The following is a 14,476-nucleotide window of genomic DNA, read 5'->3' on the forward strand; positions in this document are numbered from 1 at the left end:
GGGGCCGGTACGACGTACCGGCCCCTTCGCCGCGGTCAGCTCAGGAAGAGTTCGATCACTGGGACCAGGACGTCCGGCTTCTGGGTTGGGAGGTCGAGGGTGAGTACGTCGGAGGCTGTGCCACCCATGGTGGTGTTCTGGGCCTGCTGGTGTGGGTCGTTGACGATGCGCTTGATCTCGGAGGCGTCGTTGAGCAGCTGGGCGTACTTGACCTTGCCGGCCAGGCCGGGGAGGTGGATGTGGCCCATTGGCCAGGAGAAGAAGTGCAGGTAGAGGCGGTTGCCGTTCTGGGTGTAGCGGCAGTCCGCTGGTGCGGTGTGCTCCGAGGGGCGGGCGCCGCGGAAGGAGCGCTCGTGCAGGCGGGTCCACTCGCCGATGGAGGCCAGTGTGGCCAGGGCGCGTGGGTCGAACTCGCCTCGGCCGGTGGGGCCGACGTTCAGGAGTAGGTTGCCGTCCTTGGAGACGGAGTCGACCAGCATCTTCACCAGTAGCTCTGGTGACTTCCAGTCCAGGTTGTCGCGGTCGTAGCCCCAGCTGCCGTTCAGGGTCTGACAGGCCTCCCAGAGCACCGGTACGCCGTCCCGTTCCATCGGACCGTCCGGTTGGTACTGCTCTGGCGTCACGAAGTCGCCGGGGATGTCCAGGCGGTCGTTGATCAGGATGCCGGGCTGCAGTTCGCGCACCATCGCCATCAGCTCGACCGAACGCCAGTCGTCGCGGCCCTTGCCGTGGCCTTCGCGGCCGTCGGGGTAGTTGCGGCCCGGGTAGGAGAAGTCGAACCACATGATGTCGATGTCGCCGTAGTTCGTCAGCAGCTCGCGGGTCTGCGCGTGCAGGTAGTCGGCGTACACCTGGACGTCGCGGCCGGCCGCCTTGGCGATCGCCTCTTCGTCGTCGCGCTGCGGGTGCATCAGGTCGATCGGGAACTCAGGGTGATGCCAGTCGATCAGGGAGTGGTAGAACCCGATCCCCAGACCCTCCTCGCGGCAGGCCTCGACGAACTGCTTCACCAGGTCCTTGCCGGCGCCCCAGGCGGTGTGAGCGACCGTGTAGTCCGACACCGCCGAGTCCCACAGGCAGAAGCCCTCGTGGTGCTTGGTCGTCAGTACGGCGTACCGCATGCCGGCCTCGCGAGCCGCACGGGCCCACTGGCGCGGGTCGTAGAGGTCAGGTGCGAAGTGGTCGAAGTACGGCTGGTAGTCCTCGTCGGTCAGCCGCTCGCGGTTCTTCACCCACTCGTGGCGGGCGGGCAGGGCATACAGGCCCCAGTGGACGAACAGGCCGAACCGCCAGTCGCGGAACCTCTCGATCGAGGCTGCGGGTGGACCATCGGGCATGGGAAAGCTCCTCAGGGAGTCGCGGTCATCCGATCTATAGTCGATCGTTTGGCCGCGACCCGCCAGAGTCGGCGATTAATTCACGCAGTTAAGTTCCTAGAGATCCGATCTATTTGGAGTGAGCTCCAGCAGAACGGCGTACGGCATCGGCAGCGTCACCTCGACCGCGGTCCCGGTCAGCTCCAGCGGCGTACTGATCATCCGGCTGCGCTCGGTGAGCTGGGCCAGCTCTGCCTCGGTCGGCCAGTCGGTGATCCCGAGCTCTGCGGTCGCAGCGGCCAGATCGCCCGCGCCGATGCCCAGTGTGGTCGCAGTGACCTGCCAGGACGGATCCACGCCGGGCAGCTCCACGTGGACCGTCCTGGTCAGTTCTGGGGCGCCGTCTGCCTTGGTCTGGTCCAGCGTCAGGTTCCAGAGCAGCACGGCGATCCGGTCGCGGTCCCGCGAGGCCCAGGCCTCGATCAGACTGCCGCCTCCATCACCGGTGGCTGTGACGGGCAGTTCGACCGGTCCGAGCCGGCTGAGCAGACTCAGCGCGTGGTAGCGCGGTTTGCGCACCCCACCGACGGTCTGCAGCCCGAAACCGCCGTGCAGGAACCGCGGTGGTCGGCCCAGCTCCTCGAAGTGGTCAGACGCGACCCAGTAGGCCAGTGCGTCCACCCGCCCGGCCGCCGACCGCATCCCGCGCAGCAGGAATACACCGGCGAACACCGAGTCGTTGATCGGGTTGAAGTGCCGCGGAGTCACACCCCACTCGGTCCACAGGATCCGCGCATCGCCGTACCCGTGCCGCTCCAGCGACGCCCGTACGTCGAGCGGCGGCGAACCGTAGGTGTGCGTCGACACGAAGTCGACCGGGGTGCCGTTGGCCCGGGCGTGCGCCAGCAGGTCATCCACCCAACCCGCTGCAGCCGACGACGGTCCGCCGACGGCCAGTCGCTCGTCGACCGCCTTCACGGCTGCGGCAGTCACGTCGTACAGGTGGAGCCACTCGGCCTTGGTGCCGGACCAGAAGACCTCGAGGTTCGCCTCGTTCCACACTTCGAAGTCCCAGGCCAGCACCTCGCTCAGGCCGTACCGGTCGACCAGGTGCTCGACCAGCGCGCGGACCAGGTTGTGCCAGCGCTCGTACGACTCCGGCGGCGAGATGATCGCGCCGTACTCGAAGACGGTCTTCGAGGGATCGCTGGCCAGTTCGCGCGGCATGAAGCCGAGCTCGACCACCGGCCGCAGCCCGATCGCGAGCAGCTTGTCGTAGATCGTGTCCACCACGGAGAAGTCGTACGACGACCCGTCGATCACATGGGTGTCGTCGTGGAAGATCGCGTGCGCCCGGACCGTCTGGACGCCGAGCTCGTCGTGCATCCGGCGCAGTGCGTCCTCGAGTTCGACGCCGATCTCGTGGCCGCCGGTGGTGTCGGTGCAGAGCAGCTGGCTGAGTCGTTCACTGCCGATCATCGGGACCCATGGCCGGTGCAGTTCAGTGCCTTCAGCAACCGTATCGACGGTGACATCGACCCGCGGAACGGTGTCGTCGGCAACCAACGGGACCGCGCCGACGCTGTGACTCGGGCGGCCGGCGACTGTCACCTCGGGCACGCTGGCTACCGCATAGTGGTACGGCGTCCCCGGGGTGCAGGTCGTGTCGACGTACGGCGGGCCTGGTACGGACAGGATGTCGCCGCTGTGATGGTCGACCGGTTCGAGCGGACCGTGGTCGCCGGTCGAGCGCAGGATCAAGTACCCGACTGCGCCTTCGACGGGCGACCAGTCGATCGTCACCTGGCCGACGCCGCCGACCGCGGTCACCTCCTTGGGCGGATCGAGCTCGGGGAAGGTGAACTCGCGCTCCTCGTCGCTGCGGAGCGCGATTCGCTCGTCCCAGTCGGCCTTGGCGTCCTCTGTCATACGAGGCCCGACTCGAAACGTTCTTGGCTGATCACTGGGCGGATACCGCGTTCGGCGCGACGATCGGCGAAGCTGCGACGGATCAGGTCATTGCCGAAGACGTTGCCGATGGCACCCATCACCATCGCCTGGTCGAGCGAGAGGTACCGCTTGGCGATGAGGCCCGACTTGACCGCGACCGAGTCGTAGAAACCACCGCCGCCGTACGCGTGCAGGTTGGTTTCGATCCGGCACAGGTTCTCGATCGCCTGCCGCGGTGCGTACGACATCGCGAGGAACGCGGCATGTGGCGTGACGACACCATCGCCGTACGTCGGGTTGGGGTTGATGCCCTCGCGGCAACCCTCGAATCCCGCGTCGAAGTTCGTCGCCTCGAGGTCCGACGGATAACCACCCGGATCCATGCCGATCGCGTCGACGCCGTACACCGCGTAGCCGCCCTTGGGGTTCGAGGCGGGGGAGAAGCCCCAGTACCCGTACTTCGCCTCGTCCAGACCGTGCTCGATGTGAGCGCGGACGGTAAGCGGGTGGTTGATGCCCCAACTGTGCGGGGCCCAGGTCGCTTCGGGGACGAACAGGTCAGGCATCAGCGACTCGAACATGTCGCCGCCCCACGAGGGGACGAGCCGCATTCCGCGGTACTCGTAGGTGCCCTCGAAGACGTCGAGCCCGAGGTAGGTGCGGTGCACACCCTTCGGCTTCTGCTCGACCCACGACCAGTCGCACGAATCGGGGAAGGTGCGGTACGTCGCGAAGTACTGGGTGGGCGGAACCTGGCCGAGCGCGAACCCGACGTACCCGGCGATGCGCGCCTCGGTGTTGCAGGTGTCGTAGTGGAACTTGCGGTAGTACACGTCCGGTCCGGTGCCGGCGTGGTTGCCCTTGTCGGTCGCCTCGTCGGGCGGCGAGGTCTCGAAGAAGCCGCCGCGCATGAGACCGCCGGGGCGGGCGGCCGGGTTGTAGTAGTAGGCGAAATTCATCTTGTTCAACAGGGAATCCGCGAGTGCGCGGGCCTGCGGTTCGGCGTTCCGGACCACCATCAGCGCACACGCGAACCACCCGTTGTCGACACTCGACACGAACGGCGTAATCGGCTTCGTGCCGTCGGGGTCGACACGAAGCACCTCGCCGGTCGCTTCGTCGTACCAGTTGAAGTACATGCCGCTGGGTGTGTGGTGGACGACGTTCTGCATCGTCGTCAGCGTCTGCGTGATCCGCCGCAGCGATTCCTGCGGCGAGATGATCCCAAGGTGCCGGGCAACCACCGTGCTCCACAAGTAGCCGCCGATGTTGGTAGGCGACGTGTACTTGCTCCGCACGGGGTTCGAGACGGACTCACCGATGTTGTCAGCAGGCAACCCGGTTCGCTCGTCGGTCATCGCGACGAGACTGCGCCACGTATCCCGAGCCCACCTCCCCACGAGCGCCTTGTCGGCGCGGCTGGGGCGCCAGCCGCCTCGGAGGAGCTCGGCGGGGGAAGCGGGCTCGCTGCCCCCGAGGACGCCGGGCGTGGGCTCGCCGCCATAGGCTCGGGTTGTGCCCCCGAGGAGAGCGGCGGATCCAGCGGCGGTCAACAATGTGCGACGGTTGATGGTGGCGGTCATCAGTCACTCCTCATTTCAGTCCGGTGATCGCTATGCCCTTGGTGACGTGGCGCTGGAAGGCCAGGAAGATCACCAGCACCGGGACGACGACCACGACCGCGCCGGCCATCAGCAGGCCGAAGTTCTGCGCGTTCTGGCCGGTCGAGTACAGCGCCAGGGCAACGGGAAGGGTGTACTTGTCCTCGGTCTGGGCGATCACCAGCGGCCACAGGAAGTTGTTCCAGGAGCCGAGGAAGGTGAGGATGCCGAGGGTGGCGAGGGCGGGCCTGGTCAGCGGGAGCATGATCCGGGCGAAGATGCCGAGCTCGCTGCTGCCGTCGACGCGGCCGGCGTCGATCAGGTCGTCGGGGAGTCCGAGGAAGAACTGCCGCATCAGGAACACACCGAACGGCGAGACCAGGAACGGCAGGATCAGGCCGGGGTAGCTGTTGGCCAGCCCGGCGTTGGTGACGAGGACGAACAGCGGGACGAACGTGACCATGCCCGGGATCATCAGCGTCGCCATCACCACGACGAACAACGCGTTGCGGCCTCGGAACTGAAGCTTGGCCAGGGCGTAGCCGATCATCGAGCAGAAGGTCAGATTGCCCGCGGTCACGATCAGCGCGACCAGACCCGAGTTCAGGAAGTACCGCGGGAAGTGCGCCTTGCTGAACAGGGCTTCGTAGTTCTCCGTCGTCGCGTCCGAGGGCAGCCAGGTCGGCGGGACGCGGAGCAGTTCGCCCTGCGTCTTGAAGCTACCGAGCACCATCCACAGGAACGGTGCCGCGACCGCGACCAGGCCGAGGGTTCCGATCAGATAGATCCACCAGGTACGGCGCATCACTTCTCCCTCAGCAGCCGGAACTGGATGAACGTGATCACCGCGATGACCACGAACAACAGGTACGCCATGGACGTCGCGAGACCGTAGTTGCCGAAGCCGAACTGCTGGTACGTGTACATCGACACCGACACCGTGCTGTTCAGCGGACCGCCCTGGGTCATCACGAACGGTTCCTCGAAGAACTGCAGGTAGCCGATCCCCGTGGTCACGCTGGTGAAGAGGATCGTTGGCCTGAGCAACGGAACGATCAGGTACCGGAATCGTTGCCATGAGCCCGCACCGTCGAGCTGACCGGCCTCCTCGACCGACTGCGGGATCCCCTGCAACCCGGCCAGGAAGATGATCATCGCCGACCCGAAGTTCCGCCATACCGCCATGGCGATCAGCGACGGCATCGCCCAGGTCTTCGAGGCCAGCCAGTTCGGCCCGTCGATGCCGAACCAGCCGAGCACGGTGTTCAGCAAACCGGCATCAGGAGCCAGTACGAACCGCCAGATCACCGCGATCGCGACGATCGAGGTCACCACCGGCAGGTAGTAGCCGACCTTGAACAGCGCCTGGAACCGCTTCACTCCACGATCCAGCAGTACGGCGGCGCCCAGCGCGACCACCAGGGTCAACGGCACCCCGATCACCACGAAGTACGCCGTGTTGAACGCCGCCTTGCGGAACGTCTCGTCCTGCAACGCCTTCAGGTAGTTGCCGAACCCGACGCTCTCCACGGAGAACGGCGTCCGCAGATCCCGCTGCTTGATATCGGTGAAACTCATCCCGAGCGACCCGAGCACCGGCCCCGCAGTGAACGCCAGGAACAGCACCACGAACGGCAGCACCAGGATCCAGGCAGCTGCGGTTTGCCTTCGCATCAGCTACCGCCGGTGCCGATCTGACTGGCCTTCGTCTGGATGGCTTTGGCGGTGTCGGCGGGGGACTGGTTGGCCTTGACCATCTTCTCGATCTCGGTGTCGAAGGCGGCGGCGACCTGCTCCCAGTTCACGATCGACGGCGGGGCCTTGGCATCTTCCATCTGCTTGCCGAAGACCGGGAGCAGCGGGTCGTTCGCGATACTCGGGTCCTGCCAGGCGCTCTTCACGGCCGGCAGATCGGTGGACAGCTTGTACCAGGCCGCCTGCGTCTTCTCCTCGGACAGCCACTTGACCAGCTTCCAGGCGCTGTCCTTGTTCTTCGAGTTCTTGAAGACGACGAAGTTCGAGCCGCCGACGAACGACGTCGCGGTCTTGTTCTTCGGCAGCTGGAACACGCCGATGTTCGGCTTCATCGCCTCACCACCGGCCTTGGCCACCGAGCCCGCCATCCACGGTCCGGAGATGAACATCGGCGCCGTACCGTTGACGAACTGCGCCTCGGTCTGGTTCGGCGGCAGGTCGGTGCAGGCGACCTTGTCGGTGAAGAAGCTCTGGAAGTACTGCAAGCCCTCCTGCATCGGCGGCGTATCCAACGTGAACGTCTTCTGGTCGTCGGAGGTGATCTCGGCCCCGGCCGACCACGCGAACGGCATCACCGTCTGCCACGACCCGGTCCCACCTGGCTGCAGGTTGATCCCGCACTTGGATCCGGCCTTGTCCTTCATGGCCTTCGCCATCGCCTTCAGCCCGGCCCAGTCGGTCGGCGGCGTGGTGATTCCGGCCTTCTTCGCCAGGTCCTTGCGGTAGTACACGAGCCGCGTCTCGACGTACCAGGGAACGCCGTACTGGACGTCCTTGACCTTGGTCGTGTCGAGCGCACCCGGGAAGAACGACGAGTTGTCGAAGCCCTGCGGGGTCGGGTCGAGAGCGCCGAGATCGGCGAACTCACCCATCCAGGTGCTGCCGACCATGGCCGCGTCCGGCAGGCTCTGCGCGGTGATCGCGGTGGTGAACTTGTTGTGCGCGGCATCCCAGGGGATCGGGGTGACGGTGACCTTCGCGCCCGGATTGGCCTGCTGGAACTGTTCCATCAGCTTGGGCAGGTTCTCGCCTTCGGTACCCATCGCCCAGATGGTCAGGTCGCCGGTCGCGGGCCCGTCGCTGACGGTCGTGGTCGCCTGACCGCCCGTCGCCGGCGTATCGGTCGACCGGCCGCAGGCGGCCAGCGTCAACGCTAGTGCGCAGCCGATCACCAGTCGGCGGCGGGTGCTGTGGGTGAACATGGTTGTCTCCTCACTCGGTTACCGCATTACTGCTCTTCTGCCCCCGAGGTGCCACAGCTGTCCCGCAGGACAAGCTCCGTGGCGAGTACGTCGTTCCGTGCGCGAGTCCGCTCCCCAGTCACCCGCTCGTGCAACCGCTGCGCCGCCAACTGCCCCAACTCGGCCATCGGCTGCCGTACCGTGCTCAACCCCGGCGACACATACCGAGCCGCCATCACGTCATCCCACCCAGTCACCACAACGTCCTTCGGTACGTCGATCCCGCCGCCTCGCAAGGTGGTCAGCACCGCCAGCCCAAGCTCGTCGTTCGCACACACGAACCCATCGGGTCGCCGCACGCCGCCTGGTCGCCCCACTCCGTCGCGCTTCGCCCTCGTCCGCGCGAGCACGTCTTCGGCGACACCGCGCCCCGCGATCTCGGTCAGCTCGACCCGGATCGGCTCCGGCGCCACCTCGCCCCGCGACTCGTGCGCCTTGGCGAAACCGGCGTACCGCTCGGACACGTCGTACGAGCTGGCCGGATCACCAACGAACACAAGGTTCTTCCGTCCGGCGTCCAGCAATCTCCCGGTGAGTTGCTCGGCACTCGACAGGCTCTCGGTGCGAACGCTGTCGCACCCCGTGACCGGCGGATGCGCAACCAGCACCAGCGGTACGCCGGCCTTGCGCAGCTCCTGGATCGTCGCCACGTCCAGAGCGTTGCCGTGGACAACGATTCCGTCGACCCGCCCGGCCAGATCGCGCACCGTACGGCGCGGATCCGCGTTCCCGTGCGTCACCGTGAGTACGACGCTCTGGCCGTGCTCACCGGCCCATCGCTCGTACCCCATCAGGAGGTCGCCGTAGAACGGACCGCTGAGATCCGGCAGCACGAGTCCATGCGCCTCATGCCGCTGCACCGCAAGACTGCGCGCGGCCCGCAGCGGCACGTAGTTCAGCTCAGCCGCAGCCTGTCCAACGCGAGCCCGCGCCTTCTCCGAAACCGGCCCAGTCCCTTGCAGGACACGCGAAACCGTCGCGATCGACAGCTTCGCGAGAGCCGCGACATCGTAGATCGTCGCGGGCCTGCCGGTCGCCATGGAACCTCCAGTGGAAGCGCTTACACTTTGGTTACCCTGCCGTGGATCGTTCAAACGGTCAAGGGCTGAGAGCGGGTCTGGCAGGATGAATCCGTGACCACTGCGGAACGTAAGGACCGGCTCTTCCTGGTACGCCACGGCGAAACCGAGTGGAGTAAGAACGGCCGCCACACCTCTGTCACCGACCTGCCACTGACTCCCGAGGGTGAGCGCATCGCCACCTCACTCCGGGACCGGCTGGCCGACGAGACCTTCGATCTCGTCCTGACCTCACCGCGCCAACGCGCCCGCCGTACCGCCGAACTGGCAGGCTTCCCCGACGCCGAGGTCGACGACGACCTGGCCGAATGGAACTACGGCGACTACGAAGGCATCACCACCGCCGAGATCCGCAAAACCGTCCCCGGCTGGACAGTCTGGGCTCACCCTGTGCCCAACGGCGAAACTGCCAAGGACGTCTCAACCCGCCTGGACCGCGTCGTGGCCCGCATCGCCGCCACCGACGGCGACACCCTGATCTTCGGCCACTCCCACGCGCTAAGAGCCCTCGCCGCCCGTTGGCTCGAACTCGACGCCACCGAAGGCCGCCACTTCGTCCTCGACACCGCCACCGTCTCTACCCTCGGCTGGGACCGCGGTTCCCCCGCCATCCTGCACTGGAACAGCTAGCCGGTTACGAGCCTGACGAGTTGCTCGACGCGGTCGGTGCGCTGCGCCGGCCTTAGGCGGCGGTCGTGGTTGAGGGTGGCCTGGCCGTGCAGTGCACTCCAGAACACCTCGGTCAGCGTCTCCACGTCCCCGGTCGCGTAGGGCTCGACTCCGGCATATAGCTCACCGAACGTGATCCGCAGAACCTCCGGGCTATCGGCCGTCCCGAACGCCAGATCGGTCCGCCGCGTGAACACGGCCGCATAGACCGCGGGGTGCGCTTCGGCGTACCCGAGATAAGCCTCGGCGAGCCCGCGCAACCCACCCGCCTCGCGACCATCCCGCAGTACGACGGCCAACTCAGCAATCCCGTCGAGTGCCACGGCCGTGACGATCGCCTGCATGTTCTTGAAGTGGCTGTAGAGCACCGGCTGGCTGTACTCGACCGCCTCCGCCAGCCGCCGCGTGGTGACCGCATCCCATCCCTCGGCCTCAGCAAGCTCACGAGCCGCGCGAACGATCAACGCCCCTCGCTCGGCAAGGGCCCGTTCCCGACGATCCTGACTAGGCATGTGCTCACGCTAGCACTGCTAGACAATCTAGCGCTCGCAATGTTAGCGTTGCTAGGAAAGTTAGCACTGCTAGAAACTGGAGAATCCGATGCGCCGCTTCACCACCGTCCTGACCATCCTGATCGGCATCTTCCCGCTCACCTTCGGCACCCGCTTCCTGTTCGACGGAGCCGGCGCCGCCGCAGGCTTCGGCATCACCGCCGCCGCGGGTGGCTTCTTCCCCGTCAAAGGCATCCGCGACATCGCCCTCGGCCTCGTTGTCCTCGCCCTCTTCGCCCTGGGCCAGCGCCGCCCGACCGGCATCATCCTGGCCGTGATCGCGATCGTCCCCATCACCGACGCGATCATCGTCTCCACGCACGGCGGCTCCCTGATCTACGCCCTCCTCGTCCACGCCCTAACCGCCGCCGTCATGCTCGCCGACGCCGCCCTCCTACTCCGCGAGCGCCCCGCCACCCCCGAAACCGCTGCTGCTCCGATGGCCACCGCCACCCCGTGACCGCAGTCGGGGGTGTGGAGGCCCCACGGTGGGCTTGAACAAGAAATGACCTGTGGTCGCCCACCGGTTCTTGTTCAAGCCCCCGCTTGTGGGCTGAGCGTGTAGAGGTCGACGGTGCAGTGGTCTTGGAAGCCTAGTGAGGCGTAGACGGGGTGGCCGGCGTTGGAGGACGTGAGTACGGCGTACTGGGTGTCGGCCTGGGCTAGGGCTTTGTGGGTGAGGGCGGCGCCGATGCCTTGGCGGCGGGCTTCGGGGACGGTCATGACGAAGTAGACGCCGGCTGTGGCGCCGGTGAGGTAGATGGTGATGGTGCCGACGGGGGCGCCGTTGCGGGTGGCGATGTAGTGGCGCCAGGGGTCTTCGTAGCCGAGGGTGCGGTAGATGGATGAGACCCAGCGGGCTTCCTTCTCGCCTTCGCCAAAGCCTTGGGCGAGCGTGTGAGCCCAGGTCGCTAGAGCGGCATCGTCGGTTACGCGCTCAAGACCCAGACCCGGTACGGCGGTTGGGGTGTGGAGGTCGGCGAGCCGGAGGGCCATTCCGGGCTCGCTGCCGTCGGGGGCGAAGCCGGCCGCGGTGAGGTGATTGGTGAGTTCGGGGGAGCGCAGGGACGGGCCGACATGCCACGTGCCTGGTACGCCGTGCCTTCGCAACTCGGCTGCTGATTCGGCGACGACCTGCTCGAGATCACCGCGAGCCGCGACGACTGCGTTGTGATAGTCGAGCGGTGAGCCGCCGATCGTCCACCGGGCTGATGCATCGTCGCGCTGAGAACCACCGCCGGCTGCGCCCATCGCCATCAGTAGCTCGGCCGTGTTGTCCTCGATCGCCTGCGCCAGGTCCATCAAGGCAGTGTCACGCAGTCGCCGTACCGGATGCCACAGGTTTCAGCTGGGCAGGGCGTTCCACTGGTCCAACGTGGAAATCAGCAGGGTGGTGGTGGGGAGGGCGAGGAGTTCGGGGCGGGTGACGAAGCGGGCGTCGTCGGCGTCGTCGCCGGGGGTGAGGGTGCCGGCGACCGGGGTGGCCTCGTAGTCGCGGATGACGTAGAGATTGCCTTGTGGGGCTTCGCGTTCGACCTCGCCGATCAGGCGACCGACCTCGACCGTGAGACCGGTTTCCTCGGCGACTTCGCGGGCCACGGCGGTGGGGTCGTCCTCGCCCGGTTCGACGCGTCCGCCGGGTGGGGCCCACAGGCCGCGGCCGGGGTCGTTGGCGCGGCGGACCACGAGCAGGCGGTGTTGCTCGTCGTACACGAGTGCTCCCACACAGTCGATGCGCTGCGATTCCATGGCCCAGGGTAGGACAACCGGCGGGTTCCGGGGGTGATCACGGATAGCATCTGCAGTGGAACTTGTCCATATCAGGTACGGCGAAGGGATCCCGACCGCTCGTGCGCATCGATCTGCACACCCACTCGAACCGCTCGGACGGCACCGACCCGGTGGACGACCTGATCAGTCACGCCCGGCAGGCCGGGCTCGACGTGATCGCGCTCACCGACCACGACACCGCCGACGGCTGGGTGGAGGGGCGGCAGGCGGCGGAACGGCTCGGGATCGGGTTCGTGCCGGGGATCGAGATCTCCTGCAAGCTCAACGGGATCAGCGTGCACCTGCTCGGGTACCTGCTGGATCCGTCGTCGGCGCAACTGGCCGACGAGCTCCGGACCGTCCGCGACGGCCGCACCGACCGGATCCCGGCGATCGTTGCCCGGCTCAACAGCATCGGCGTCGCGCTGACCGTCGACGAGGTGCTCGCCCAAGCGACCGGTACGCCGTCGGTCGGGCGGCCGCATGTCGCCGACGCACTCGTTGCCAACGGCACCGTCGCGAACCGGACCGAGGCCTTCGACCGGTTCCTCGCCGACGGCCGGGCCGGTCACGTGTCGCACTACGCGATCGAGCCCGGGCACGCGATCGACCTGGTCCGCGCGGCCGGCGGCGTACCGGTGATCGCGCATCCGTGGGGCCGGTCCAGCTACAAGGTGATGACCGAGGACATGATCGCGCAGCTCGTCGACAACCACGGGCTGGCCGGGATCGAGGTCGACCACCAGGACCACTCACCGCAGTCGCGGGCCGTGCTGACCCGGATCGCCGACGACCTCGGCATCATCCGGACCGGCTCGAGCGACCATCACGGGGCCGGCAAGATCGACCACGATCTCGGTGTGAACACGACCGAGCCCGAACAGTTCGAGCGGCTGCTCGAGGTTGCGAAGGCGAATGCGGCGGCGGCAGTCGGCGTACAGGCTCCAGAGGCGTATCTGCCGTGAACGACATCATCAACCTCGGTCTGCTCAGCTCGGTCATCGTCACGCTGTTCGTGATCATGGACCCGCCGGGCACGGTGCCGGTCTTCATCTCGCTGACCGCCGGGCAGTCGCGCGCGGTTCGCAAGCGAGCGGCCTGGCAGGCGGTGCTGGTCGCGTTCGGCGTGATCGTGGTGTTCGCGGCGTTCGGTCAGCAGATCCTGTCTCACCTTGGGATCACGCTGCCTGCTCTGCAGTGTGCGGGCGGTCTGCTGCTTCTGCTGATCGCGTTGCAGTTGCTGACCGATACCGCCGAGGACCCGGTCCAGACCAAGAACGTGAATATCGCCTTCGTCCCCTTGGGTACGCCGTTGCTGGCCGGGCCTGGTGCGATCGTCGCCACCATGGTGTTCGTGCAGCGTGCGGACGGTCGGCTGCCGGACGTGGTCGCGATCTCGGTCGGCATCATCGCGATCCACCTGATCATGTGGCTGACCCTGCGGTTCTCGGGCATCATCATGCGGATCCTGGGGGAGAACGGCGTACTGCTGGTGACCCGGATCGCCGGTCTGCTGCTGAGTGCGATCGCCGTCCAGCTGGTGGCGGACGCGGTGAGTGACTTCATCAAGGCTGGGTGACGTGCTTCCGGATATGCCGACGCGGCTGTTCGTCGCGACCCCGACCAAGCTGATGACGTTCGCGGACTGCAAACGCAAGTACCGCTACACGTACCTCGAGCGGCCGCGTCCGCCGAAGGGTCCGGCGTGGGCGCACAACACGGTCGGCGGCATCGTCCACGAGGTGCTCGCCGACTTCTTCGGTCGCTGGCCGGCCTCCCGCCGTACACCGGACGAGGTCGTCGCCCGGATCCGGGTGGGCTGGCGAGACGAGGGTTTCCGGGACGAGGTCCAGTCGCTGGACTGGCGCGAGCGGGCGACCGAGATGGTCCTCGGGTACCTGCGGGAATCCGACCCGTACTACGAACCACGCGGGGTGGAACGCACTGTCGCATTCACCACCGCGCGTGCGTCGTTGCGCGGTCGAATCGACCGAGTCGACGAGCGGCCGGCGCGTTCCGGTGACGGCACCGAGCTCGTGATCGTCGACTACAAAACCGGCCGCCGACCACTCACCTCGACCGATGCACGCTCGTCCCTCGCCATGGCCCTCTACGTGCTGGGCGCCCGCCGCGTCCTGCACCGCCCCTGCACCCGCGTCGAGCTCCATCACCTCCCCACGAACACGGTCGCCGCCGCCGACCACGACGACGACTCCCTGGCCCGCCACCAACGCCGCGCCGAATCGATCGTCGACGACGCAGCCGCCGCCGAATCCCGCTGGGCCGAAGGCCTCACCCCAGCCGAGGCCGACGAAGCCTTCCCACCCGAACCCTCCCCCCTCTGCGGCTGGTGCGACTTCGCCCGCATCTGCCCCCAAGGCCGCCGAGTAGCCCCACCCCGAGACCCCTGGGCCGGCCTAGAAGACCTCCCACCCACCGAAGCCCTCGACTAACCCCCCGCCCGCTCCTGGCCTGTGCGGTCTCACTCGTGCCTGCGATCTTCCGTCGGACAGGACGTATATGGGTGCTGGGTGTCGGTGCCAC

The 14,476-nt window shown here is 67.1% G+C and carries 15 protein-coding genes; 5 read left to right on the plus strand and 10 right to left on the minus strand.

Annotated features, from left to right (window positions below; all coding sequences use genetic code 11):
* Nucleotides 1–35 precede the first annotated feature (35 nt).
* The 7 genes from ABD231_RS16895 to ABD231_RS16925 form a co-directional block, all read right to left on the minus strand.
* Nucleotides 36–1,337 (minus strand): alpha-L-fucosidase, encoded by a 1,302-nt coding sequence (locus tag ABD231_RS16895; RefSeq protein ID WP_344152056.1) that lies wholly within the window; start codon nt 1,335–1,337, stop codon nt 36–38.
* 96 nt (nt 1,338–1,433) lie between these two features.
* On the minus strand, nt 1,434–3,245 hold the full coding sequence (locus ABD231_RS16900; RefSeq protein ID WP_344152059.1) for a GH39 family glycosyl hydrolase: 1,812 nt from the start codon (nt 3,243–3,245) through the stop codon (nt 1,434–1,436).
* A complete protein-coding gene (locus tag ABD231_RS16905; protein ID WP_344152062.1) occupies nt 3,242–4,849 on the minus strand; it encodes a glucoamylase family protein in 1,608 nt (535 codons plus the stop codon). The genes ABD231_RS16900 and ABD231_RS16905 overlap by 4 nt, the downstream gene beginning before the upstream one ends.
* A 10-nt stretch (nt 4,850–4,859) precedes the next feature.
* Complete coding sequence (locus ABD231_RS16910) at nt 4,860–5,672, minus strand: carbohydrate ABC transporter permease (protein WP_344152065.1); 813 nt, start codon at nt 5,670–5,672, stop codon at nt 4,860–4,862.
* Nucleotides 5,672–6,541 carry a carbohydrate ABC transporter permease gene (locus ABD231_RS16915; RefSeq protein WP_344152068.1) on the minus strand — a complete coding sequence of 290 codons (870 nt, stop codon included), beginning with the start codon at nt 6,539–6,541 and terminating at the stop codon, nt 5,672–5,674. The genes ABD231_RS16910 and ABD231_RS16915 overlap by 1 nt, the downstream gene beginning before the upstream one ends.
* The gene (locus tag ABD231_RS16920) at nt 6,541–7,824 is read right to left on the minus strand and encodes a sugar ABC transporter substrate-binding protein (protein WP_344152071.1); all 1,284 of its coding nucleotides are present in this window, start codon (nt 7,822–7,824) and stop codon (nt 6,541–6,543) included. Before ABD231_RS16920 ends, ABD231_RS16915 begins: the two co-directional genes overlap by 1 nt.
* A 26-nt stretch (nt 7,825–7,850) precedes the next feature.
* A complete protein-coding gene (locus ABD231_RS16925; RefSeq protein WP_344152074.1) occupies nt 7,851–8,903 on the minus strand; it encodes a LacI family DNA-binding transcriptional regulator in 1,053 nt (350 codons plus the stop codon).
* Between the two features lie 93 nt (nt 8,904–8,996).
* On the opposite strand from ABD231_RS16925, the gene ABD231_RS16930 reads away from it, so the two are divergent.
* Entirely contained in the window at nt 8,997–9,572 is a 576-nt protein-coding gene (locus tag ABD231_RS16930; RefSeq protein WP_344152077.1) for a histidine phosphatase family protein, read from the plus strand.
* Here the strand turns inward: ABD231_RS16930 and ABD231_RS16935 are convergent.
* On the minus strand, nt 9,569–10,123 hold the full coding sequence (locus ABD231_RS16935; protein WP_344152080.1) for a TetR/AcrR family transcriptional regulator: 555 nt from the start codon (nt 10,121–10,123) through the stop codon (nt 9,569–9,571). The genes ABD231_RS16930 and ABD231_RS16935 overlap by 4 nt on opposite strands.
* A gap of 88 nt (nt 10,124–10,211) precedes the next feature.
* Between ABD231_RS16935 and ABD231_RS16940 the strand changes: the two genes are divergently transcribed.
* Nucleotides 10,212–10,622 (plus strand): DUF4267 domain-containing protein, encoded by a 411-nt coding sequence (locus ABD231_RS16940; protein WP_344152083.1) that lies wholly within the window; start codon nt 10,212–10,214, stop codon nt 10,620–10,622.
* A 74-nt stretch (nt 10,623–10,696) separates the two neighbouring features.
* Here the strand turns inward: ABD231_RS16940 and ABD231_RS16945 are convergent, their stop codons facing one another.
* Nucleotides 10,697–11,464, minus strand: coding sequence for a GNAT family N-acetyltransferase (locus ABD231_RS16945; protein WP_344152086.1), 768 nt, complete (start codon nt 11,462–11,464; stop codon nt 10,697–10,699).
* 42 nt (nt 11,465–11,506) lie between these two features.
* Nucleotides 11,507–11,911, minus strand: coding sequence for an NUDIX domain-containing protein (locus ABD231_RS16950; RefSeq protein ID WP_344152089.1), 405 nt, complete (start codon nt 11,909–11,911; stop codon nt 11,507–11,509).
* Between the two features lie 101 nt (nt 11,912–12,012).
* Here ABD231_RS16950 and ABD231_RS16955 point away from each other — a divergent pair, with 101 nt between their 5' ends.
* The 3 genes from ABD231_RS16955 to ABD231_RS16965 are packed head-to-tail and all read left to right on the plus strand — an operon-like array spanning nt 12,013 to nt 14,385.
* Entirely contained in the window at nt 12,013–12,897 is an 885-nt protein-coding gene (locus ABD231_RS16955) for a PHP domain-containing protein (RefSeq protein ID WP_344152092.1), read from the plus strand.
* Entirely contained in the window at nt 12,894–13,511 is a 618-nt protein-coding gene (locus ABD231_RS16960) for a MarC family protein (RefSeq protein WP_344152094.1), read from the plus strand. Before ABD231_RS16955 ends, ABD231_RS16960 begins: the two co-directional genes overlap by 4 nt.
* Nucleotides 13,489–14,385: a RecB family exonuclease gene (locus ABD231_RS16965; protein ID WP_344152096.1), complete on the plus strand. Its 897-nt coding sequence runs from the start codon at nt 13,489–13,491 to the stop codon at nt 14,383–14,385. The genes ABD231_RS16960 and ABD231_RS16965 overlap by 23 nt, the downstream gene beginning before the upstream one ends.
* Nucleotides 14,386–14,476 lie beyond the last annotated feature (91 nt).

The sequence above is a fragment of the Kribbella yunnanensis genome, assembly GCF_039529655.1.
Lineage (GTDB): Bacteria > Actinomycetota > Actinomycetes > Propionibacteriales > Kribbellaceae > Kribbella > Kribbella yunnanensis.

Coding starts and splice junctions, on each gene's coding strand:
- ABD231_RS16935 (WP_344152080.1), bottom strand. CDS start 10,123: ATGCCTAGTCAGGATCGTCGGGAACGGGCCCTTGCCGAGCGAGGGGCG.
- ABD231_RS16940 (WP_344152083.1), top strand. CDS start 10,212: ATGCGCCGCTTCACCACCGTCCTGACCATCCTGATCGGCATCTTCCCG.
- ABD231_RS16895 (WP_344152056.1), bottom strand. CDS start 1,337: ATGCCCGATGGTCCACCCGCAGCCTCGATCGAGAGGTTCCGCGACTGG.
- ABD231_RS16925 (WP_344152074.1), bottom strand. CDS start 8,903: ATGGCGACCGGCAGGCCCGCGACGATCTACGATGTCGCGGCTCTCGCG.
- ABD231_RS16945 (WP_344152086.1), bottom strand. CDS start 11,464: ATGGACCTGGCGCAGGCGATCGAGGACAACACGGCCGAGCTACTGATG.
- ABD231_RS16920 (WP_344152071.1), bottom strand. CDS start 7,824: ATGTTCACCCACAGCACCCGCCGCCGACTGGTGATCGGCTGCGCACTA.
- ABD231_RS16950 (WP_344152089.1), bottom strand. CDS start 11,911: ATGGAATCGCAGCGCATCGACTGTGTGGGAGCACTCGTGTACGACGAG.
- ABD231_RS16915 (WP_344152068.1), bottom strand. CDS start 6,541: ATGCGAAGGCAAACCGCAGCTGCCTGGATCCTGGTGCTGCCGTTCGTG.
- ABD231_RS16900 (WP_344152059.1), bottom strand. CDS start 3,245: ATGACAGAGGACGCCAAGGCCGACTGGGACGAGCGAATCGCGCTCCGC.
- ABD231_RS16910 (WP_344152065.1), bottom strand. CDS start 5,672: ATGCGCCGTACCTGGTGGATCTATCTGATCGGAACCCTCGGCCTGGTC.
- ABD231_RS16905 (WP_344152062.1), bottom strand. CDS start 4,849: ATGACCGCCACCATCAACCGTCGCACATTGTTGACCGCCGCTGGATCC.